15 protein-coding genes and 1 pseudogene are annotated in these 20,651 nt (G+C 62.9%); 7 read left to right on the top strand and 9 right to left on the bottom strand.

Annotation, left to right across the window (positions count from 1 at the left end; translation table 11 throughout):
• Positions 1 to 203: 203 nt before the first annotated feature.
• The 4 genes and pseudogenes from ACVI1L_RS39240 to ACVI1L_RS39225 all read right to left on the bottom strand — a co-directional run bounded on the left by ACVI1L_RS39240 (position 204) and on the right by ACVI1L_RS39225 (position 4,455).
• Entirely contained in the window at positions 204 to 821 is a 618-nt protein-coding gene (locus ACVI1L_RS39240; RefSeq protein WP_057019065.1) for a PilZ domain-containing protein, read from the bottom strand.
• Between the two features lie 57 nt (positions 822 to 878).
• A pseudogene (locus ACVI1L_RS39235) lies at positions 879 to 2,451 on the bottom strand (FAD-dependent monooxygenase).
• Between the two features lie 337 nt (positions 2,452 to 2,788).
• The gene (locus ACVI1L_RS39230) at positions 2,789 to 3,748 is read right to left on the bottom strand and encodes an acyl-CoA desaturase (RefSeq protein ID WP_456785268.1); all 960 of its coding nucleotides are present in this window, start codon (positions 3,746 to 3,748) and stop codon (positions 2,789 to 2,791) included.
• 161 nt (positions 3,749 to 3,909) lie between these two features.
• On the bottom strand, positions 3,910 to 4,455 hold the full coding sequence (locus ACVI1L_RS39225) for a hypothetical protein (RefSeq protein ID WP_076830131.1): 546 nt from the start codon (positions 4,453 to 4,455) through the stop codon (positions 3,910 to 3,912).
• Between the two features lie 221 nt (positions 4,456 to 4,676).
• Here ACVI1L_RS39225 and ACVI1L_RS39220 point away from each other — a divergent pair, with 221 nt between their 5' ends.
• From ACVI1L_RS39220 to plsY, 4 genes are all read left to right on the top strand, one after another.
• Positions 4,677 to 5,828 (top strand): zinc-binding dehydrogenase, encoded by a 1,152-nt coding sequence (locus ACVI1L_RS39220; protein WP_076830128.1) that lies wholly within the window; start codon positions 4,677 to 4,679, stop codon positions 5,826 to 5,828.
• A 119-nt stretch (positions 5,829 to 5,947) separates the two neighbouring features.
• The gene (locus ACVI1L_RS39215; RefSeq protein ID WP_456785267.1) at positions 5,948 to 7,891 is read left to right on the top strand and encodes a patatin-like phospholipase family protein; all 1,944 of its coding nucleotides are present in this window, start codon (positions 5,948 to 5,950) and stop codon (positions 7,889 to 7,891) included.
• Between the two features lie 58 nt (positions 7,892 to 7,949).
• Positions 7,950 to 9,089, top strand: coding sequence for an amidohydrolase/deacetylase family metallohydrolase (locus ACVI1L_RS39210; RefSeq protein WP_456785266.1), 1,140 nt, complete (start codon positions 7,950 to 7,952; stop codon positions 9,087 to 9,089).
• A gap of 35 nt (positions 9,090 to 9,124) precedes the next feature.
• The gene (plsY, locus tag ACVI1L_RS39205; protein ID WP_076830239.1) at positions 9,125 to 9,778 is read left to right on the top strand and encodes a glycerol-3-phosphate 1-O-acyltransferase PlsY; all 654 of its coding nucleotides are present in this window, start codon (positions 9,125 to 9,127) and stop codon (positions 9,776 to 9,778) included.
• 298 nt (positions 9,779 to 10,076) lie between these two features.
• Here plsY and ACVI1L_RS39200 read toward each other — a convergent pair whose 3' ends face one another.
• From ACVI1L_RS39200 to ACVI1L_RS39185, 4 genes are all read right to left on the bottom strand, one after another.
• Positions 10,077 to 11,270, bottom strand: a complete 1,194-nt coding sequence (locus ACVI1L_RS39200) for an aspartate kinase (protein WP_076831683.1) — start codon at positions 11,268 to 11,270, stop codon at positions 10,077 to 10,079.
• 39 nt (positions 11,271 to 11,309) lie between these two features.
• Positions 11,310 to 12,632, bottom strand: a complete 1,323-nt coding sequence (locus ACVI1L_RS39195) for a peptidase M15 (protein WP_456785265.1) — start codon at positions 12,630 to 12,632, stop codon at positions 11,310 to 11,312.
• A gap of 252 nt (positions 12,633 to 12,884) precedes the next feature.
• A complete protein-coding gene (locus ACVI1L_RS39190; protein ID WP_456785264.1) occupies positions 12,885 to 14,288 on the bottom strand; it encodes an alpha/beta fold hydrolase in 1,404 nt (467 codons plus the stop codon).
• Between the two features lie 246 nt (positions 14,289 to 14,534).
• A complete protein-coding gene (locus ACVI1L_RS39185; protein ID WP_076831674.1) occupies positions 14,535 to 14,768 on the bottom strand; it encodes a DUF1127 domain-containing protein in 234 nt (77 codons plus the stop codon).
• Between the two features lie 138 nt (positions 14,769 to 14,906).
• On the opposite strand from ACVI1L_RS39185, the gene ACVI1L_RS39180 reads away from it, so the two are divergent.
• A complete protein-coding gene (locus ACVI1L_RS39180) occupies positions 14,907 to 16,469 on the top strand; it encodes a winged helix-turn-helix domain-containing protein (protein WP_057017589.1) in 1,563 nt (520 codons plus the stop codon).
• 665 nt (positions 16,470 to 17,134) lie between these two features.
• Here ACVI1L_RS39180 and ACVI1L_RS39175 read toward each other — a convergent pair.
• Positions 17,135 to 18,745 (bottom strand): ABC transporter substrate-binding protein, encoded by a 1,611-nt coding sequence (locus tag ACVI1L_RS39175; RefSeq protein WP_456785263.1) that lies wholly within the window; start codon positions 18,743 to 18,745, stop codon positions 17,135 to 17,137.
• 332 nt (positions 18,746 to 19,077) lie between these two features.
• On the opposite strand from ACVI1L_RS39175, the gene ACVI1L_RS39170 reads away from it, so the two are divergent.
• Positions 19,078 to 19,536: a hypothetical protein gene (locus tag ACVI1L_RS39170; protein ID WP_456785262.1), complete on the top strand. Its 459-nt coding sequence runs from the start codon at positions 19,078 to 19,080 to the stop codon at positions 19,534 to 19,536.
• Positions 19,537 to 19,790: 254 nt separating this feature from the next.
• A complete protein-coding gene (locus tag ACVI1L_RS39165; RefSeq protein WP_456785661.1) occupies positions 19,791 to 20,651 on the top strand; it encodes an FAD binding domain-containing protein in 861 nt (286 codons plus the stop codon).

Below are 20,651 nucleotides of genomic sequence, written 5' to 3'. Positions count from 1 at the left end.
TTCGCGTAAAATTTGAAACAACTGCAATTGATTCAAATTTTATGCATTAACGCCGCGCGCGCTGCGCCAGCGCGGTTTGTTGCGCCAAACGCTGCGGCCGTTAACCGCCGATTTTCACCGGGCCAAACGCGCCGAAGGCGGCCACCGGTGCACCGGTGGCCGCCTTCGCGGGCAAAAAAAAGGGTCTTGAGCGGTTTTTCGCTTTACCTCGCGGTAACGCTCTCTTCGAGCGTTTCCGCCGATTGCTCGTGGACGAACTCGAGCGCGAAGCCTTCCTCGAGATTTCGCACCACGCGGGACTGTACCCGCCCGAGCATCACGAGCGATTTCAGCGGCGGGCGGTTCTCGGCAGCAATCGCAGCACCGGACAAGGAAAGGTCGATGATGCGGCAGGTCATCCGCGTGCCGTCTTCCTGGGTCAGCAGGGCGATCGGGTTGCGCGGCACGATACGGTCGTGGCGGCGATCCTCGGGCAGATTGAGGATGTCGCGGTTGGCGAGCCAGGTCAGCTGTGCGGCGAGCTTGTCGCGCTTGCGCGCGGTGGCGCCGATCGTCATCGCAAAGCCGTTGTCGATGATGCGGGTGATGCGTCCCTCGACCCGGCCGATATGGTCGAGATAGGCGATCACACGGTCGCCGACATTGCCGATGCCAGGCGCCAGCAAAGCGAGGCCGCCCGGCGACATGTTGATAATCTGGCAGGGAAACTCGCGCCGGTCGGGCAGCATGTAGCGGCCGAGCAGGTGCACCTTGACGCGCTGGAAGCGCCGCCGCTCCTCGGCTACGGGGACGATGGTAGTTTTCTTCTGTGCAAACGACATCACGACAAACCCGGCCACCGTCCATTCGGAGCCCCGACGACCCTAAGGCTGATAGGGTTAACGGGGCGTTACGGTTGAGGCGGGGAACCCGCACACGGTGCAAGAGAAGTGTGAGTGGAAGGGGCAGGGCCGCGCATCAGGTTCGCCGAACCACCGCGACATGACCTGAGCGGCTTCATCGAGGTGGGGGGCGGTGTCGGCGGCCCATGCGACGAAGCCGTCGGGGCGTACGAGCACGGCATTAAGGCCCAGCCGATCCCGCGCCTCGCATGCGACATAGCCGATCCGCCCATGCCAGCGATCGGCAAGCGTTTGCTGGGGCGCGCGCCGATCAAAGTCCAGCAGCAGGCCGCGACCATCCCTGAGCAGCTCGCCGAGCTTAGCCCCGCAGGCGAGCTCGAAGTCGGGCGCGCTGCGGCCCGCCAGCGGATGGTTGCTGCCAAGATCGTAGCGCAGCGTAACGCCCCACACGCGCTCGGCAAAGTAGGTCGCGCCGTCTGATGTCGCGATCAGGTCGCGGATGATGGCTTCGAGCGCGCGCGAACTTCGGCTTGGCCGCATCAGCGCGACCTGGGCGCGCGACCAGTCCAGCACCTGTGCGCCCACCGGATGCCGCTCACGCGAGTAGCTGTCGAGCAGGTCCACCGGTGCGTCGCCGCGGATCGTGGCCGCGAGCTTCCAGCCGAGGTTCATCGCATCGCCCAGCCCGAGATTGAGCCCCTGGCCGCCGAGCGGAGAATGGATATGCGCGGCATCGCCCGCGAGCAGCACGCCCGCCCGCGAGCAGCACGCGGCCCTTGCGGTAATCCGTCGCCTGACAGGTGCGATCGGTCCAGGTGGTGGCAAGCCGGAGCGCCGTCAACGTGACGTCCGTGCCGGAGACGCGGCGCAGCACCGCCTGCACATGCTCGCGCGTGATCGGCCGGGTTCGGTGGAAGGCGCCGCCGTCGAACTCCACCGTCGCGATCGTGCCGGGCCGTGCGCAGGTATACATGCCCGTCGGCGTGTAGTGACGGCCGGTACGGAGCTTGTCCGGATCTGATATCTCGACCTCGACCGAATAGCCGGTGAACTCGGGATCGGTGCCGACGAATTCAAAGCCGCCGGCCTTGCGCACCATGCTGCGGCCGCCGTCACAGCCGACCAGCCAGGGCGCATGGAACGTCTCGGCACCGGCGCGAACGGTGACGCCGTCGTCCGACTGATCGAACGCATCGACACTCAGGCCGCGCCTGATCTCAACCCCCATCGCGGTTGCGCGCGCGGCGAGGGCGGATTCGAGCGCCTCCATCTCGACCGCCATGCTGGTGCCTGCCGGGCTCGGCAGACGAAACGGCCATTTCGACGTGTCGAGATCATCGTGAAAGAACTGGATGCCGGCAAAATGGCCGGCCGGGCGGCGCGGATGTTGCATCCAATGTGTGCCGTTTGGCGTACTGGCCGTGCCATCCTGCACACGCTGAGCCACCGCGATGTCATCCAGCATCCCGCGACGATAGAACGCCTCGATGCTGGGCGCCGAAAGGCCGCGCATACCGAAGGGCAGCCGCTTCAGCGGCGAGTGCGCCTCCGCGGCCTGCACCAGCACCAGCACCGAGCACCTTGCGAGCCGCAGCTCGCAGGCGAGCATCAAGCCGACCGGGCCGGCACCGGCAATCACGACATCATGGGGAAGGGGGGCGGCTGGCGTGCATGAACTGCTCCTTTGTCGGTGTTCGACCGGAGCGGTTCGTCGGGTTGAGAACCACACGGACGAACATTGGGCGCCTGGACTGCGTCCGGTGTTCGTCGTGGGGATCTCATGCACGAGGCAGGAGACCAGAGCTTTCGTTTTCGAAAGGTCTTTCGTTCCAGAAAGGACTTCGATCCGAAAGGACTTGGGCTTACCAAACCAAGTCTGCCTTTTCCGACGCGGCGTATATAGCTGCGTGGCGTTCGATCCGCAACGGAAGATGCGCGGCTGCGGATTACTGGAACAATGCACGGCCGCGATGTCGCGGCGCGACTGCATCGGCGTTGCCTGGTTCGTCGACGCGGCGCGCGCCCGGGCGGGGCGCAAGATCGTCCGGCGTATTGATGTTGCTCGCGAGTCCTGCGGCTTCGAATGCCTTGATCAACCACCAGCCGAGGTCGATCTGACCCGGCAGCAGCCCGAGCTTCGCGGAGCCGGGATAGGCGTGGTGATTGTTGTGCCAGCTTTCGCCCATGCTGATCAGGCCCGCGATGCCGACATTGTAGCCCTGGGCCGCGACGCCTTCGATGATCCAGGTCTGTCCGCCCTTGCGATGCGAGTAATGACCGATCAGCCAGTGACCGGTGACGCAGACGGCAACGCGGACGCAGATGCCCCAGACCAGCCAGCTCCACGAGCCGATCGCGAGGAACAGGATCGCCCAGGGCAATTGCTGCCACATCCAGGTTCGCTCGACGAAGGCGTAGAAGGGGTCATCGGCGAGCCGCCGTTCGAGCCGGAATTCGGGCGGGTGTTTCAGCACCAGCGTGCAGTGCAGTTGCCACCACGCGTCGCGCCAGAAACCGGCGCGGTGGCAGGAGTAGTCGTGACACGCCGTCTGGCGCTGCGCCCAGTCGCGGAAATCGTGCAGCCGCACCATGCCGTAGGGGCCGGCCATCCCGACCAGCGTGCCGAGATAGACGCAGAGCCGCTCCAGCCACAGCGGACAGTCGAAGCTCGCATGGATCAGGCGGCGGTGCATGCCGACCGAATGCCCGAAGCACAGCGTGATCGCGCTGGTGACGATGAATAATGCGAACGCGCTCCACGTGAACAGCAGCGGCCCGAGGACGATCGCGACCGCGGTCATGCCGCCAAGCCACAGCGACTTCGCCGGCGCCCATCGCACGCGCCCGTCCAGCGGATCGGTGCTGGCGTCCACGAAGATTCGCTCCGAGCCGGGTTGCGGCTTCATCCCGTCACCTGAGGTTGCATCGCAGGTTGCGGTGAAGCGATCGTCGCTGTCAATCGGCCGCGCACGTCCGTCATGTCGCAGCCCATATTGGCGTCTGCGGCGGATTCACCTAGGTGACGGCGCCCGGCGGATACGGGGTGTGCGGAAGCGGCGCGGTGAGGTTATTTGGCCTCGGCGTCCATTTCCGGTTCGACAGCCGTTTCCGGTTCGACTGCCACCGCTGGTGGTTCAACAGCCACGGCTTTCAGCATCTTTCGTTTCGCCGCGCGGACCTCAATCTGCAGCGGCGGCTGATAGGATTCGCTTGGCGGCACGAAGACGAAGGCATGGTGTCCATCGCCCTTGTTGAGCTTGAGAAGATCGTTGCGGAACTGATCGGCGACGACTTCGCCAACGAGATTGCCGTTGAAGTAGATATCGATCGCGACCCTCTTGTCGGGGTGTTGGTTGTACAGCGCCCAGCCGGAAATCCTTTTTTCGTTGACGACGTCGACATGGCCGGTGATCTCGCCATACAGACTCTCGATGCCGGCCTCGATCACCTCGAGGTCGCTCCTGTAGATCGATCTCGTCACATCGAAGCTGAAATTCGCCGTATCGACGCATTGGTCCAGCAAGCCCTGTCGATGCTCCTTCATCCGTTGCAGCGTGTCCAGTTCGCCCAACTTGACGTACATGCCGACGATACCTTCGATACCAGGATTCATGGTGTCATTCCCCGCAATGCTACCAGCCAATTCGCGCCTCGGCTGCTTTCACAATCGATGCCTCCTTGCGGAAAATACTCCGCCAGGACGAGAAGCGCCTCGTTCCGCCAAGGTCTGTCATCAAGACCTTCATGACAGGCCTTCATGACATCCCAATCGTCCTGACTTAAAGTCGGCTCGGCCGAACCCGGCCCAACGACAAGGACAGGGAGAGCGAACCGATGGAGCAGATCCGCGTCTGCACGCATGATGGACCTGGAGCCAAGCCGGTAATCCGGACAGTGCCATGGCCGGAAATCGGCAAAAAGGCGGCCTTGATCAAGGTGGGTGCCTGTGGCGTTTGCGGAACCGATCTGCACATCCTGAAGGGACATTGGCCGAAGCCGTTGCCGTGGCCGTTCACGCTCGGCCATGAGCTCGGCGGCGTGATCGTGGAATGCGGCGCGGAGTTCACCGAGGATTTCATGAGCAAGCCGCTGCAGGTGGGATCGAAGGTGATGATCCCGCCCTTGATGCCGTGCGGCCGCTGCTACTACTGCATCCATTATCCCGAGAGCGCCAACAAATGCCTGACGCCGGTCTATTACGGCCGCTATCTCGGTTTCGACAAGGCGCCGCACATGTGGGGCGGCTGGGCTGAATATGTCTATGTCGATCTCGACATGCTGCCCGGCACCAAGATCTACAAATTGCCCGACGACATGTCGCTGCGGCTCGGCGCGCTCTCCGAGCCTCTGACCTCCTGCATCCGCGCCTTCAACCGCGCCACCCGCGCCGGCGGTTTCAGCTGGGGCGACACGGTGGTGATCCAGGGCTCGGGGCCGATCGGTATCCTCGCGGTCGCCGCCGCGCAGGAAATGGGCGCGGGGCGCGTGATCTGCGTCGGCGCGCCGGAGGCGCCGCGCCTTGCGCTGGCGCGCAAGTTCGGCGCCGAGGCGACCGTCGATATCGAGCAGCTCAAGACGCCGGAGCAGCGCATCGAGGCGGTGCGTGACATCGTCGGCGGTTTCGGCGCCGACCTCGTCATGGACTGCTCGGGCCATCCGACCGCCGGCCCCGAGGGCATCGAGATGCTGCGCGACGGCGGCACCTATGTCGAGATGGGGCAGTTCACCGATGCCGGCTCGATCAACACCTCGTGGCACCGCATCTGCACCAAGGATCTCAACGTGCTCGGCTCCTGGGGCTTTACCGGCAACGACCTGCCGCTCGGCGTCGACATGCTCTACCGCACGCGCAACAAATATCCCTGGCTCGACATGCAGACGATCTATCCGTTCACCGAGGACGGCGTCGCCCGCGCGGTTGCCGACGCAATGGCGATGAAGACGGTGAAGTCGACCATCGTGCCGTGGCCGGAATTGGTCGGGTGAAGCAGATCGCGGATGCTGCAAATCCTGCTGCAGTGCTCCCAAGGATTTGTGTCCAGGGTGCGGCCGATTGGGCCCTGATATCGCTCGCCGGGACGACGGCCCGGCGCTAACATCGGATCATGCATTCGAACCGTGTGCCGCCGAGCGCGACGTTTGCGTGGGGAAACGTGTCCGAGGACTTCGCGCTGTTCAGAACCCTCAGCGCGGAGCAGCGGCTGATTGCCTTTGGCGCAATGACCCGGCGCGACCTCGTGCGCGGCGAGCTGCTGGTCGAGCAGGGCGGCGCCTCCGACGCGCTGTTCCTGGTGCTGCATGGCGCGCTCGCGGTGTACCGGACCAGTCATCCCGAACCGATCGCGGAACTTCGCGCCGGCGAACTGGTCGGCGAGATCGGCTTCTTTGCCAACATCCCGCGCACCGCCAATGTGATTGCGATCCGCGACACCAGCGTGCTGGTGTTGACGCGCGCCGCCTATACGACGCTGGCGCGGGAAACGCCCGAGATCGTCGAGGCGCTGCTGGCTGCGCTCGCGCGGCGGTTTGCCACCGAGACTGCGCGCCTGTTGCCGCTCCGGGCGTCGCCGAAGGCGCGCACTGTCGCGCTGATCCCGGGCGGACGGGAACCGGTGCCTGCCGCCTTTGAGCGCAGGCTGCGCGAAGGCCTTGCCGCTGCCGGTGCCGAGATCGTCGACCTCGCGCGGGTCCAGGCGATGTTTCCCGGCCGCGCGCTCGACGCATCCGAGGTCGCCGACTGGCTCAACAGGATCGAGTACGACGCGCCGCTGGTGGCCTATTTCGGTGGTCCTGACGCATCGGAGTGGGCGCGGAAAACCATCCGCCAGGCCGATCTTGTCGTATTCGCCTGCCGTGGTCATGCGCCGACGCCCGATCTGACGGAGATCGAACGCTTCGCCTGCGCCGTGCATCCGGCGTCGACGCGGCGTCTCGTCCGGGTTCATGACGTCAGGCGCCACGAGGTCAGCGGCACCGCGGCGTGGCTGGCGCGGCTGCCCTGCTTCATGCATCATCACGTCGCGCTCGAGGACCAGCTCGACATCGACAGCCTGGTTCGCTTCCTGTGCGGTCGCGCCGTCGGATTTGTCGCCGGCGGCGGCGGCAGCCTCGGCACCGCGCATGTCGGCGTCTACAAGGCGTTTCGTGAGCGCGGCGCGATGTTCGACATCTTTGTCGGCACCAGCGTCGGCTCGGCGATGGCGGCGGGCTTTGCCAAGAACTACGACGCCGAGCATCTCGAGCGCGGCACGCATGAGATCTTCGTCTCCAGTCGCAGCTTCCGCCGCCCGACCTGGCCGCGCTACGCCTTGCTGGACCACAAGGCGTTCGATGCCGCGCTCGCCGAGCAGTACGGCCACAATTGCCGGATCGAGGACTGCTGGCGGCCGTTCGCGGCGGTCGCAACCAATCTGTCGACGCACAGTCTCGAATTGATCCGCACCGGTCTGCTGTGGCACGCGGTGCGGGCGTCGAGCGCCATCCCCGGTCTGCTGCCGCCGTTCTATACGAGGGACGGCTCGATGCTGGTCGACGGATGCCTCGTCGACAACGTTCCGCTGGGGCAGATGCACCAGATGAAGAGCGGACCGAATCTGGTGGTCCATTTCGGCGACCCGGCAACCGAGATGTTCGACGTCGACTATGCCGCGCTGCCGGGGCGGCTAGAGCTGTTTGCGTCGCTACTGACGCCGTTCCGCAAGAAATTGCTTCCGGCCGCGCCGAGCGCCGTCAACGTGCTGTGGCGAAGCCTCGTCGCGCATCAGCGCTATGATACGCTGCCGACCACGCCGCTCGACATGGTGATGCGTCCCCCGACGCCCGACGGCATCGACGTCACCGATTTCGACCGCCATCAGGAAATCTTCGAATCCTCGTACCGCTGGGCCCGCGAGACCATTGCTGCCTCGGAGGCGGCACATAATCCCGCCATTGCGGCCATCGTCGCGTCGGCCAACGGAGCGGACAAGGGAACGGACATGGTCGCCGACGAGGGCGCGGATCGCGCGACAGCGACCGCGCCGGTTTCTGAGCAGGCCCGGGTCGGTTGAGCGGCTTGCGGGCGCCGGCGAAGTCGACCATCGTGCCGGACCGAATCCGGAGAACACGATGCCTTTCGATTTGATCCTGCGCGGCGGACGGGTGATCGACCCGTCGCAGAAACTCGATGCCGTGACCGATGTCGGCTTTGCCGCGGGCAAGGTCGCTGCGGTCGGCCGCGAGTTGCAAGCCGATCCCGCCACCGAGGTCCGCGACGTCTCGGGGCTGATCGTCTCACCGGGCATCATCGACCTGCACACCCATGTCTATTGGGGCGGCACCTCGCTCGGCATCGATGCGGAGGAGTTTTGCCGCAACTCCGGCGTCACCACCTCGGTCGACACCGGCAGCGCCGGCCCCGGCAACTTTGCCGGCTTCCGCAAGCATGTGATCGAGCCGAGCCAGGTCCGTATCCTCGCCTATCTGCACGTCTCGCACGCCGGCATCTTCGGCTTCTCGGATCGCGTGATGGTCGGCGAGAGCGAGGAGCTGCGGCTGATGAATCCAATCGATGCGGCGCGCGTCGCCGACGAGAACCGCGACCTGATCGTCGGCATCAAGGTGCGGGTCGGCCTGTTCGCCTCGGGCACCTCGGGGCTGGTGCCGCTCGAGATCGCGCTCGAAGTTGCCGAGCAGGTCGGCATGCCCCTGATGGCGCATATCGACCATCCGCCGCCGAGCTATGAGGAGGTGCTCGCGCGCCTGCGTCCGGGCGACGTGCTGACCCATGCGTTCCGTCCGTTCCCCAACACGCCCGCGACCGCGCAGGGCACGGTGAAGAAGGTCGTCCTGGAGGCGCGCGAGCGCGGCGTGCTGTTCGACATCGGCCATGGCAAGGGCTCGTTCGCCTTCAGGACGGCGCGCGCGATGCTCGCCAACGGCTTCTATCCCGACACCATCTCCTCCGACATCCATCAGCTCTGCATCGACGGCCCGGCATTCGACCAGGTGACGACGATGTCGAAATTCCTCTGCATGGGGATGCCGCTGCCGGACGTGATCGCGGCGTCCACCGTCAATGCCGCGATGGCATTGCGGCGGCCCGAGCTCGGCAGCCTCAAGCCGGGCAGCGTCGGCGACGCCACGCTGCTCTTGGTCCGGCAGGGGACGTTCGACTATGTCGATGTGGTCGGCGAGCACCTGACCGGCGATCGCAAGATCGCATCCGAAGGCGTCGTGATCGGCGGACGCTGGTGGCATCCGCGTTAGGATTGATCGCCGCCGCGGGCATCGAGGTGACTGGCATGATCTTCTGGATCGCGGGTGTGGCTGGACTGGCGATCGCCTATCTGCTCGGTTCGACGCCGACGGGGTATCTGGCGGGGAAGCTGCTGAGGGGCATCGATATCCGCCAGCATGGCTCCAAATCCACCGGGGCAACGAACGTATTGCGAACCCTGGGGAAGTGGCCCGCGTTGGCGGTGCTCCTTGTCGACGTGCTGAAAGGCGTAGCGGCAATCCTGTTCGCCCGCTGGTTTTATCCCTGGTTGTACACCTTGCCATCCGTCACGCCGCCGGCAGCGCTTGATCCGCAAACCTGCGTGTCCTGGGCTGTCTGCCTGGCCGGGCTTGCCGTGTTGCTAGGGCACGGCCGTTCGATCTGGCTGAATTTCACCGGCGGCAAATCCGCTGCGACCGGGCTCGGCGTGTTGCTGGCGATGTCCTGGCCGGTAGGCCTCGGCGCTGCGGCGGCCTTTGGCGCTGTGGTGGCTGTCTTTCGGATTGTCTCCCTCGGCTCGATGCTGGCGGCATTGACGGCGATCGTCCTCGTCTGCGGCCTGGAGCAACCGTTGCCCTATCGCTTGCTGGTGATCGCAGGCGGCATCTACGTGATCGTGCGCCATCGTGCCAACATTCAGCGGCTGCTGGCCGGCACGGAGGCGCGGCTCGGGCATTGATAAGTGGTTCGGATTTCCTCAGAGAAGGCCGATCGATCAATCCGATGATCCGGCCTCGAGCGCTCCGGAGCGAAGCCGGTACCGGTTCGCGTTAAGAAAACGCGTTTGAACCATGGATATGGAATCCCGTTCCGATTCAATCGGAACGGGGAAGGCTCTAGTCGGCGACGACCGGCCCGAAAGGCTGCCACCGCTCACCGGTGAAGCGGCATCATCCGGAACTCCTTCACCACGCGATAGTCGGCGCGGCTGGTATTGATGGCGAGGCCGGGCAACGTCGTCCCTTGCCAAATTTCAACTAGATCAGCGAATGCAGAGCCATGACCGCGGCCTCACGGCTCTCCATCGGAACAAAGAAGCTTACCGAATGCGATGACAAAACATACTTGTCGGCGATGATTCCGTGGCGTTGCAGAATCTGAACCGCCTTGTACGGCAGGTCCGAGGAAATACCGCCGAAGCAAGTGAGGCTCACCGAACTCAGCGTCTCGCGCTGTTTGCGCAGGTCTTTGCTCCGTTCCAGTGTGCGCAGCAACGCGTCGAGTGTCTCAGAATCGCAAGTCATCATGATGCGGGTTTTTTCGGCGGTGAAAGCCGAGGCGAGGAGTTGCGGCCAAGGCAAGCCATTTTGCTGGAGATGCTGCGCGAACTTCTCAAAGCCTTGATTGAGGTCCGCCGAATCGATCTCCACATGCTCGATGCGAGCCATCGAGTTGACGGCCAGGACTTTTCCGTTCTCCATGTCTGCGACCTCCTTCATCACTTGCGTGCTGTGTCGCGCGCCGCCCCACTTTCTCAGGACCAAAGGCACGTTTTGGCTGTGGGCCAGCTCCACGCTGCGAAAGTGCAGGACCTTGGCGCCCCAGAAGCACATTTCGGACAGGGATGCGAAATCCAGCTGACGCAAGGGTTTTGCGTCCGCGACGATGCGCGGGTCAGCCGAGCAAACTCCGTCGACCTCCTTGATGATCTCGCAGCACTCCGCCTTGAGCGCCGCAGCCATGGCGACCGCGGTGGTATCGCTGCCACCTCGGCCAAGCGTCGTGATTTCCTTGGTCAGCGGGTTCACGCCCTGAAAGCCCGCCAAAACCACGATGCGTCCACGATCGAGTTCTTCGCGCACGCGAATGGGCCGCACGTCCAGAATGCGTGCGGAGGAATGGGACCCGTCGGTCATGACACCGGCCTGACTGCCGGTAAAGCTGATCGCCGGCACGCCGAGATCAGACAGCGCCATGCTCATCAAGGACATGCTGATGCGCTCGCCGGTGGTCAAGAGCATATCGAGTTCGCGGCGATTGGGGTGCGGGCTGACCTGATAGGCCATCCTGACGAGTTCATCGGTGGTCTTGCCCATCGCTGAAACGATCGCCACGACACGATGACCACGGCCATGCAAATCGGCGACACTGCTCGCGGCCGCGCGGATTCTTGCTGGTGTTTCGAGACAGACGCCTCCGTATTTTTGCACGATGATAGGATTGCTAGGCATTGTTGCCCGCGTCGTGTTGGAAGGCGCAGCTGAACCCGATCAGATCGTTCTCCCCTTCGACGCCTTTGCGGTCTTTGATCGTTTTGCCACGACCCGCACAGCGCCCCGGTCGCGCTTCTTGCGATCCGCTTCCGCGTGCTGAGCTTTCGTCCCGCCGCGGTGAGCGGCGTATTCCTTGCCGTCGATCGGCGCGACATGTGGTGGATCTCGATCGAGATACGGTCGCCCGATTCCAAAATCCGGTCCACGCGCATCGATCCATTTCCAAAGGGCCTCGGTGGAGACCCAACGCTCCGCCCGCGTCGCGCCTCTGACGCTCACGACATCGACGGCAAGCCCGTGGCCATAGCCGCCGCGGAAGCTCCCGCCATGGTATGACTTGTCGGACGCCGCCTTCAGGCCGCTCGCGATCGATTGACGGTAGTCATCGCGGAACGCGCTGGTGATGCCAGGCGCCAACCCGGCCTGCTCCGCCGCGTAGAGCGCGTGAAACAGCTTGAGTTTGAAGCTCCGATCCACCCCTCCAATCACGTAGTCGATCATCGGCATGCCCATTCGCTCCGCCGCCTTCGGATCCTTCCACGTGAAATCGTTATCGACGCGCCTGGTGAACGTCCTGGTGACAGTCACCGTCTTGCGCTTCTTCTTGACGGTCACTTTCCGCTGCTCTTGTACGCTGATGGTGTCTTGCTTCGGCGTCCGCTGGTAGAGCGCCCACAGGTACCGGTCGATGCAGACATCGACGACGAGGCACTCCTCGAAAATATCCAGGGGTCTCGCGGCCTCCTCGGTGTCACCAGACACTGGAGGCGGGCTCGCCGTCGCCGCTTGCACCGGCGATGTTTCGGCCGGCAGCGTCTGCGACGAATCCGGCAAGGCAGCCACGACGATTGACTTCGGCTCGCTCGAGGTTGCTGTCGCATCAGGGGGCGTCGCCGGCACCGATTCAACCGCCATCGCCGCATCGGCGTTGGCGACAGCGTTACCCATGACGCCTGCCTGCGGCGGGGCCATCGTGTCGGACGCCGGCCCCGTTAGGGGTTCTGCAGCCATCGCTGCTTCAGCATTCACTTTGCTGACGTTGTCGACTGCCGTGGCCTGTCGCGTATCAGCCAGTTCGGCGTTGGCGGCGAGAGATGGTGCGAGGTCCTCGATGGACACTGCGCCGCTGTTCCCGATGCCGGCAGAGCCGGCAAGCCAGGCAAGGAGCCAACCTGCGAGAACGACCGTCCCGCACAACTCCGGAGTCGCAATTCGCCGCGGGTTCATCACCCCGTAGCCTCCAAAGGCTCGATCCGAGCCCTGTTGCACCGCCCAGCACGCGACGGCATCGATCATTCGGATCAAAATGGAAATGCGCAATGGGCGGAAGCCGTAGGCGCTACGCTTTTCCAGAAAGTGTTGCCCGACCGCAACGCGCGGCCGCGAGCAACCCGGCACGGCGCGTGCTGCTGCGTTCGGTGATTCACCTGCGCTCGAGCTTTGATTCCCATTTTGGGTCAAAAGCCGCCCATAGCGACCGAGCCGGGTGACTTCCGGTTCACCTCGAAGAGCCGACGTTCGCGATCGTCATGCAGACCGTCAGCTATGCGCCAAAACCGGAAGTGCTCGCATTCACCCCATTTCTAAAAATTGCCTTACCTCCTCGAGAAATTGGGCCATTCCGGGATCGTTTTCCAACAGTACGTGATTTTTGCCAGGGAGAGATACAAACCTCGAACCAGGAATAGCTGCGGCTAGGCGGCGGCCTTCTTCTATGGGTTGCATAATTTCTTCTCGGGCATGTAAGACGAGCGTGGGTACAGAAACTTCGGGCAATAGCTCAGTAATGTCGAAATTGCTCACTGTCTCGTAGTAGCGAACAGCGTTCTCTGGCGAGGTAGATTTTCGCTGCATGATGTTGAAGGCGGCTGCCTGTTCAACGGTCGCTGTCGGAGCGAGCTGTGATGTCAGCAATTGTCTGAAAGTTGGCTCATCTGAATTCCAACCCACTCGTATTAACGTTCTAGTGGCATTGTAGCGATCGAGGTCTGCTTCGGTCACGGATGGCCGCTTGCAGCGTCCGGTAGCGAAACCTCCATAGAGGATCAACTTTGATACACGGTTTGGGTAGCGGTTTGAGAAAGCCACACTGACCGCGCAGCCTTGTGAATAGCCGAAGAGTGGAAAACGTTCCAACCCGGACGCATCAACAACAGCTTTTAGATCAATCACCCAAGCATCAAGCGACATTTCACTTACGTCCCAATCGGACAAGCCGCTTCCTCGTGCGTCGTAACGAACAAGAGTGTTTCGCCTCGCAAGCTCTACCAGCATGTGGCGGTAAATTGGCAATTCCCAATCGAGCTCCAGATGGCTAAGCCAGTTTGCGGTTTTTACCAAAGGCGGCCCGGTCCCAACTCGCGAGTAAGCCAGTCGCACACCGTCAATTGATCTACAATATTGTACCTGCTGGGCCGAGGGGACGCTCCGACTAGCGTCGACCGCCTCGTTAAGTACGGCAAAATAGATGTCCACCGGTCGCTCAATATTTTTCAGTTTTTGCAGACCCCGCGACGCAAAAGAGACATCGATCTTGCGATCCACCTGATCATAGACGACAGCTGATACGCAAATTCCACCAGGGTCACAAATACCTTCCAATCGCGCGGCGATGTTTACACCGTCCCCGAAAATGTCGTTGTCATCGAATATGATGTCACCAACGTGGATGCCTATACGAAATTCGATACGCCGATCCTGTGGCCCATTAGGATTATGCTCAGCCATGCTACGTTGGATTTCAACTGCACTGCGGATCGCATCGACTGAGCTGCCAAACTCAACCAACATACCGTCGCCGGTCGTCTTGACGATACGGCCTCGGTGAGAAGCTATAGACGGATCAACGATCACTTTTCTGACGGTCTTTAAGCCGGCGAGCGTCCCTTCCTCGTCAATTCCCATCAGGCGGCTATACCCAGCAACATCCGCCGCCAGCACGGCCGCCAGCCGTCGTTCCATCCGTTCGCCCGTCAAGGACTTGCTCCCAGATTGGTGATTTCGGCATCAAAGCATATTGGGTTGGCGTCGGGCTAGGTCCCATATCGGCTGTGGGTCAAAAGCCGTCCACGGCGGCCGAGCCAAGGGACTTCCGGTTACTCTCGAAGAGCCGACCTTCCCGGTGGTCATGCAGACCGTCAGCTTAGGGGCCAAAAGCCGACTTCATCGACTTTCCCCGGCAGATCTAAGGCAGCATCGCCCCGTCCGGCCAAACTAGGGCAGCTATAATGTGAAACGCGGATCGGCTGAGAGCGCCGATCGGGCGACGTAGTCGAGTTCGCCCCGTGCAATCCCGATATCCATCAACTCTCTGTCGCTCAGATCGTCCAGCGCAGCACGCAGCCTCTCGCGTTTGCGCCACTCACGAAATGCATTCCAATATGCCTCGAGGGGACTGTAAAACTGCCGCCTTGCCGTTGCTGGTCCAAACTCACTGGTTCCGTGGATGGTGCTCATTGGAATGTCCAGGTTGGTCTATTTCTGCCAAGCGAGATTGCGGGCACATCCCCTGGCGCGCTTAACAGTTGGCTTACATTTCCCTTACGGGCAGCTTATTCTTGGGGTTTCAGAGGTGGCCGCGAGAGGGAATGCAGCTTGCGTTTTCTTTTTGAGGATTACGCATTGGATACCGACAGGCGCGAACTGCAGCGCGCAACGGAAGAGGTCGTTGTCGCACCCCAAGTATTCGACCTGATTGAATACCTGATCCGGAACAGGGAGCGCGTCGTCAGCAAAGACGACCTCGTCGGCGCCGTTTGGAAGGGGCGCGTCGTCTCGGATGCCGCGCTAACGACTCGCCTGAACGCCGCCCGGAGCGCAATCGGCGACACGGGCGAGAAACAGCACTTGATCAAAACATTGCCGCGCAAAGGTTTCCGCTTCGTTGGCGCAGTGAAGGAAGACCGGAGGCCCGCAAATGAGACGATTGGCCCAATTGAGCGAACCGGCGAAGCGCCGCCGCGCCTATCCATCGTCGTGCTACCCTTCGCGAACCTGAGCGGTGATCGTGAGCAGGACTATTTCGCGGACGGTATAACCGAGAGTCTGACCACGGACCTGTCGCGCATCGGTGGTTCATTCGTAATGGCACAGAACAGCGCCGTCTCATACAAGGGCAGAGCTGTCGATGTCCGCCAAGTCGGCCGCGAATTGAATGTTCGCTACGTGCTCGAAGGCTCAGTGCAACGCAGCGGCAAGCGACTTCGGATGAATGTTCAGCTGATCGATGCCAGGAGCGGCCAGCATCTTTGGGCCGATCGCTTCGAGAAGCCTGTCGTCGACCTGTTCGATATGCAGGACGAAATCGTGTCGAGGCTCGCCGGTGCATTAGGTGCCCAGCTCATCGAGGCTGAGGCGCGACGAGCCGAGCGTACGCTGCATCCCGATGCGATGGACTTGTACTTCCAGGGCCGGGCCTGGTTCATGAAGGGGATTAGCCTTGAATGCGTGACGCAAGCGCGGGGCTTCTTCGAACGCTCGCTGGAGTTCGATCCCGGCAACGTCGAAGCAATGATTGGTCTGGCAAATGTTGATACGGTAGTTGGAGGTAGCTTTACGACGGATGATGGGCCCGCGCGGCTTGCGGCGGCCGAGGCGATGATGAACAAGGTATTGTCGATTAGGCCGAACAGTGCCTCAGCCCACATGGCTCGGGGTTGGGTCCAGACCTTTACGAACCGGGCCGCCCAAGGCATCCGTGAGTTCGAACATGCGTTGGCGCTGGCTCCGAATTTGGTCCACGCTCATGCTGCCCTTGGTTTCGCCAAATCCTACATAGGTCGCGCTACCGAGACCGAAGGCCATATACTCGAAGCTTTACGGCTCTCTCCTCGCGACGTTTTCGCTTACCAGTGGGCGTGTTTTGCGGGCGTGGCCAAGCTGCTGCTTGGTTCAGACGTCGAAGCCGTCAGTTGGCTGCGACGAAGCACCGAGGCGAACCGTAACTTTCATCTCGCTCATATATCGCTCGCCGCTGCCTTGGCCTTGACCGGCGCGCTCGATGAGGCGCGAACTGCTGCGAGAACGGGACTTGCGCTCAACTCAGGTTTCACCATTCGTCGCTTGCTCGCAGCTCAACAAAGCGACAATCCAATTTACCTTGCCGGGCTGCAGCGCTTGTGTGAAGGCTGGCGCCTCGCTGGCGTGCCGGAAGGGTGATGAGCGCTTCGGGTCGACTTCGGTGCTTTACTGCCCTACGTCGGCTTTGGGTCAAAGTGCGACATCTGGGCCTTCGGGGCCGGTATCAGTTGTACTCTCGTATCCGGACATCTCCGCGATGGCCCGGAGGTCAGGAACGATGACAGAAGCCGACATCTGAGCTGGCCTTCGGCACGTCTGCGTTGGTTGGCTGGACAATCGAACTACCCACCAAGCGAACGGAAACTCAATTCCTAGTTGCTTTCGAGCTCCTGTAGTCGACAACGGAGTTCGTTGTCGACAGTTGCTGCATAACGGCTGTCACTTTGATACCAGTCGGGAGCAAAGTCGGTGCATCGTAGTCTCATCTCGATCGCCTTGTGGCTATTCTTCTGCATGTCTACTGCAAGGCTGCTTCGAGAAAACGGACTGGAATAGGACGAGCTATCCTTTCGCGTGTGGGAGCGCGCGCTGAACGAGGATAAGACGACGACGCACATGCAAGAGGCGTTTGCGCGATTTCGGAATATTGGAAATGTATCCCTGAGTTGCCCGACGTGTCAAGTTGCCTTGTCGAACGCCGGCAGCCGCCAGCTCCTTTGCATGGGGTTGTTTTCGATATTTTGGCCGCGCGCAGCTGCGGCGGTCGCTTGGGGGCGAAGGGGGTCTGCGGACAAGCCGATTGCTTATTCGGTCTTGTCGACGTTCCAGAACACCGGCGGCGCCGGGCCTTCCAGCACGCCGGTGAGCGATTTGCGCCAGGCGCTCGGCAAGCGGAACTGGCCGAGCGGGATATAGATCACCTGCTCGTAGGCTTGCTTTTGAATCTCGACCGCGACCTTCTTCTGCTCTTCAGGGGAGGTGGCGCGCGCATAGGCGTCGCGCATCTGCTCGAGCTTGGCGTCTTCGGGCCAGCCGAACCACGCCCGCTTGCCGTTGGCGGCGATCTGGTTGTTGACGATCGGGTTCATCACCTCGGTCGCGCCAGTGAAGGTGAAGAACAGGTTCCAGCCGCCTTCCTTGGGCGGCTTCTGGCTGGCGCGGCGGCTCACTACGGTCTGCCAGTCCGTCACCTGCGCGTCGACGTTGAAGCCGGCCGCGCGCAACAGCTGCGCCGCGACCGTCGGCGGCCCTTTCAGCGTCTGCACGTCGCCGGGGATCATGATCACGACGGGCGTGCCGTCATAGCCCGAGGCGGCGAGCGCCTTCTTCGCCTCGGCCATGCCGTTGCCCTTGATCAGCGTCTCGGCACCGGCGTCGCTGGCGAGCGGCGTGTCGCAGGCGAAATAAGAGCCGCAAATCTCGTAATATTTCGCGTTGCCGACGGTGGCGTCGAGCACGTCCTTCTGGTTCATCGCCAGGAATGCTGCGCGGCGGACCTTGGCGTTGTCGAATGGCGGGTGCAGGAAATTCATCCGGCCCTCGATCTGGAATCCGAACTTGTTCAGCACGGCCACGGTGAGATCGGAGTTCGCCTCGAGCACCGGCAGCAGATCGACCGACGGCTGCTCCAGGAAGTCGATCTCGCCGGATTGCAGCGCGTTGATCGCGGTCTGCGCGTCGGGCATCGTGACCCATTCGACGCGATCGACCTTCGCGACCTTGCCGCCCGACAGCCAATCCGGCTTGTCCGTGCGCGGCACGTAGTCGGCGTTGCGCTCATAGACGGCCTTCACGCCCGGCTGGAATTCGGCGCTCACGAACTTGAACGGCCCGCAACCGATCTGCTCGGCGATCTGCTTGCCCGGCTGCGTCTCCGCGAGCCGCTTCGGCATCATGAAGGCGACGTAGGAGGAGGGCTTTGCCAGCGACTCCAGCACGAGGCCGTACGGTTCCTTGAGCTTGAGCACGATCGTCTTCGGCCCGCTCGCCTCGAGGGAAGCGGTGAATTCGGCCAGCTTCTGCGCCATGCCGTCGACGGCGGTCCAGCGCTTCAGCGAGGCGATGCAGTCCTCCGCGGTGACGGGCGCGCCGTCATGCCATTTCAGGCCGTCGCGCAGCGTGAAGGTGTAGGTGAGCTTGTCGTCCGAGATCGTCCACTCCGCCATTTGCGGGCGGACCTTGAAGCTCGAATCGATGCCGAGCAGCGTGTCGTAGACCATGTAGCCATGGTCGCGGGTGATGTAGGCGGTGGTGAAACCGGGATCGATGATGCGCAGGTCCGAATGCATCACGGCGGTGATGGTCTTGCCCTTGCCCGCGGCAAAGGCGCGCGATGACAGGATGGACGGCGCCGCGATGGCCGGCGGCACGCCGGCCGCAAGCTTGAGGAGCGTTCTGCGCGAAACTTCGACCATTCGCCGTCTCCCGATCTGCCCTTGCGCCGGCATGCTTCACTAATCCGTTGTTGAAAGCAAGCAAGAGCCGCGCCATCGCGTTCGGTCCGGTTGCGAGGTTGCAAAGCCGTGTGCGCTCACTGCTTGAGCACGTCGCCGAGCAGGCGCTGGTTCCGGGCTTCGCCGCGCTCAGCACGTCCCGACGAGGTTGAGGAGGACTTAACCGGCTGCTGACACTTGTATCGCCTGGGTTAGCCGGGGTTGGACACCTTTCCGGTAGCTTGTTTGATGAGTGTTCGGCGGTCGAACCGCCGCGTCCCTTTGAGAGGCAAGACGTTGAGAGGCAAGACGCCATGCGCCGCGGTCTGCTCGTTCTTCTCGTGTTCATCGGCGTGGCGGTGTCCGGTCAGGACGTACGCGCCGCGGAGTTCGGCACGCGATACAGCTACCAGCAGCTGCAGGACCTGACCGAGAAGGGGCCCAAGGGCGAAGCCCTCGCGCTAGGCTATGTGAGCCTCACGCACTCCTTCATCCTGCCCTACAAGATGACGGGCTACTATACCCTGATGGTCAAGGGCTCCGGCAAAGACCTCAACGGCCGCCCGCTCAACGTTTACCACGAGCTCTCGCAGGAGAAGATCGAGCAGATGCAGCGTGCCGGCGCGCTGCCCAATCCGCTTCCCCCTTACCGGCGCACGATCTTCGAACACATGTTCGGCTATGTGTTGTGGTGGTGCATTCCGGCGGCGCTGCTCATCATCGGGATGTTCTCGATGCTTGGGATCGGCTCCGGTAAACGCGGTCAGGCCTGACCGATCTGGTTGGCGGCCTCGTCGCGGCGGGTCGCGAGCGCGCCCCAAAGCAAATGCCGCGCGCCGCCGCCGGCACCGCACAAGTCCGCATCCTGCATAGGAGCCTGCGCTTCCTGCCGCACCTCGCAGGCTGTTCGGACCCCGATCCGCCGTGTAGGCTCGCGATCTGCCGGCCAGCAATCAATAAGGCCACATCCCGCAAATCTTAAGGGAACAAGCAGTCGAGGGAGACCGAAAGAACCGTCATGACCGATATCCGATACGTAGCACCGCGCACGCTTGACGAAGCGATTGGCGCATTTGCTGCCGCCGGGAGTGCCGCCCGCATTATGGCAGGGGGCACCGACTTATTGGTGCAAATGCGCTCCGGCCTGGTGCGGCCGGGACTGATCGTCGACATCAAGAAGATCGGCGAGATGACCGAAATCAGCGAAACCGCCGATGGCGGTTTCCGTGTGGGTGCCGCCGTCTCCGGCATGGAGCTCGCCGAGCATGCGCGCTTTGGCAAGGTGTGGCCCGGCGTGCTCGAGGCCGTGAACCTGATCGGCTCCAAGCAGGTGCAAGGCCGCGCTTCCGCCGGCGGCAATCTCTGCAACGGCTCACCGGCCGGCGACAGCGTGCCGGCGATGATTGCGGCGGGTGCCGTCGTCACCGTGCAGGGTCCGAACGGCCGGCGGGACATGAAGGTTGAGGATGTGCCGGCCGGACCTGGCCGTACCAACCTCAAGCCGGGCGAGATCCTGGTCAGCTTCACCTTGCCGCCGCGGCCGAAAGGCTCGGGTGACGCGTACCTGCGGATGATCCCGCGCACCGAGATGGACATCGCGGTGGTCGGCATCGGCGTCAGCCTGACCTTGAAGGATGGCGTCTGTACCGCGGCCCGCGTCGGCCTCGGCGCGGTGGCGCCGACCGCGCTGCTGGTTGAGCCTGCGGCGAAGGCGCTGACCGGCTCGAAGCTCGACGATGGCGCGCTCGAAGCCGCCGCTGCCGCATGCCGCGCCGCCTGCCGTCCGATCGACGACAAGCGCGGCACCATCGCCTACCGGATCAAAACCGCCGGCGTGCTGCTCAAGCGCACCGCCGCGATCGCCGCACAGCGCGCGGGAGGACACTAG

The organism is Bradyrhizobium sp. USDA 4516, assembly GCF_054055915.1.
Note: the sequence above shows the minus strand (reverse complement) of the source record. Positions and strands in the feature narration are given on the sequence as shown.

Bases quoted from the DNA above. Each gene is read 5' to 3' on its own strand.
- ACVI1L_RS39240 (WP_057019065.1), bottom strand. From the start codon at position 821: ATGTCGTTTGCACAGAAGAAAACTACCATCGTCCCCGTAGCCGAGGAG.
- ACVI1L_RS39230 (WP_456785268.1), bottom strand. From the start codon at position 3,748: ATGAAGCCGCAACCCGGCTCGGAGCGAATCTTCGTGGACGCCAGCACC.
- ACVI1L_RS39225 (WP_076830131.1), bottom strand. From the start codon at position 4,455: ATGAATCCTGGTATCGAAGGTATCGTCGGCATGTACGTCAAGTTGGGC.
- ACVI1L_RS39220 (WP_076830128.1), top strand. From the start codon at position 4,677: ATGGAGCAGATCCGCGTCTGCACGCATGATGGACCTGGAGCCAAGCCG.
- ACVI1L_RS39215 (WP_456785267.1), top strand. From the start codon at position 5,948: ATGCATTCGAACCGTGTGCCGCCGAGCGCGACGTTTGCGTGGGGAAAC.
- ACVI1L_RS39210 (WP_456785266.1), top strand. From the start codon at position 7,950: ATGCCTTTCGATTTGATCCTGCGCGGCGGACGGGTGATCGACCCGTCG.
- plsY (WP_076830239.1), top strand. From the start codon at position 9,125: ATGATCTTCTGGATCGCGGGTGTGGCTGGACTGGCGATCGCCTATCTG.
- ACVI1L_RS39200 (WP_076831683.1), bottom strand. From the start codon at position 11,270: ATGCCTAGCAATCCTATCATCGTGCAAAAATACGGAGGCGTCTGTCTC.
- ACVI1L_RS39185 (WP_076831674.1), bottom strand. From the start codon at position 14,768: ATGAGCACCATCCACGGAACCAGTGAGTTTGGACCAGCAACGGCAAGG.
- ACVI1L_RS39175 (WP_456785263.1), bottom strand. From the start codon at position 18,745: ATGGTCGAAGTTTCGCGCAGAACGCTCCTCAAGCTTGCGGCCGGCGTG.
- ACVI1L_RS39170 (WP_456785262.1), top strand. From the start codon at position 19,078: ATGCGCCGCGGTCTGCTCGTTCTTCTCGTGTTCATCGGCGTGGCGGTG.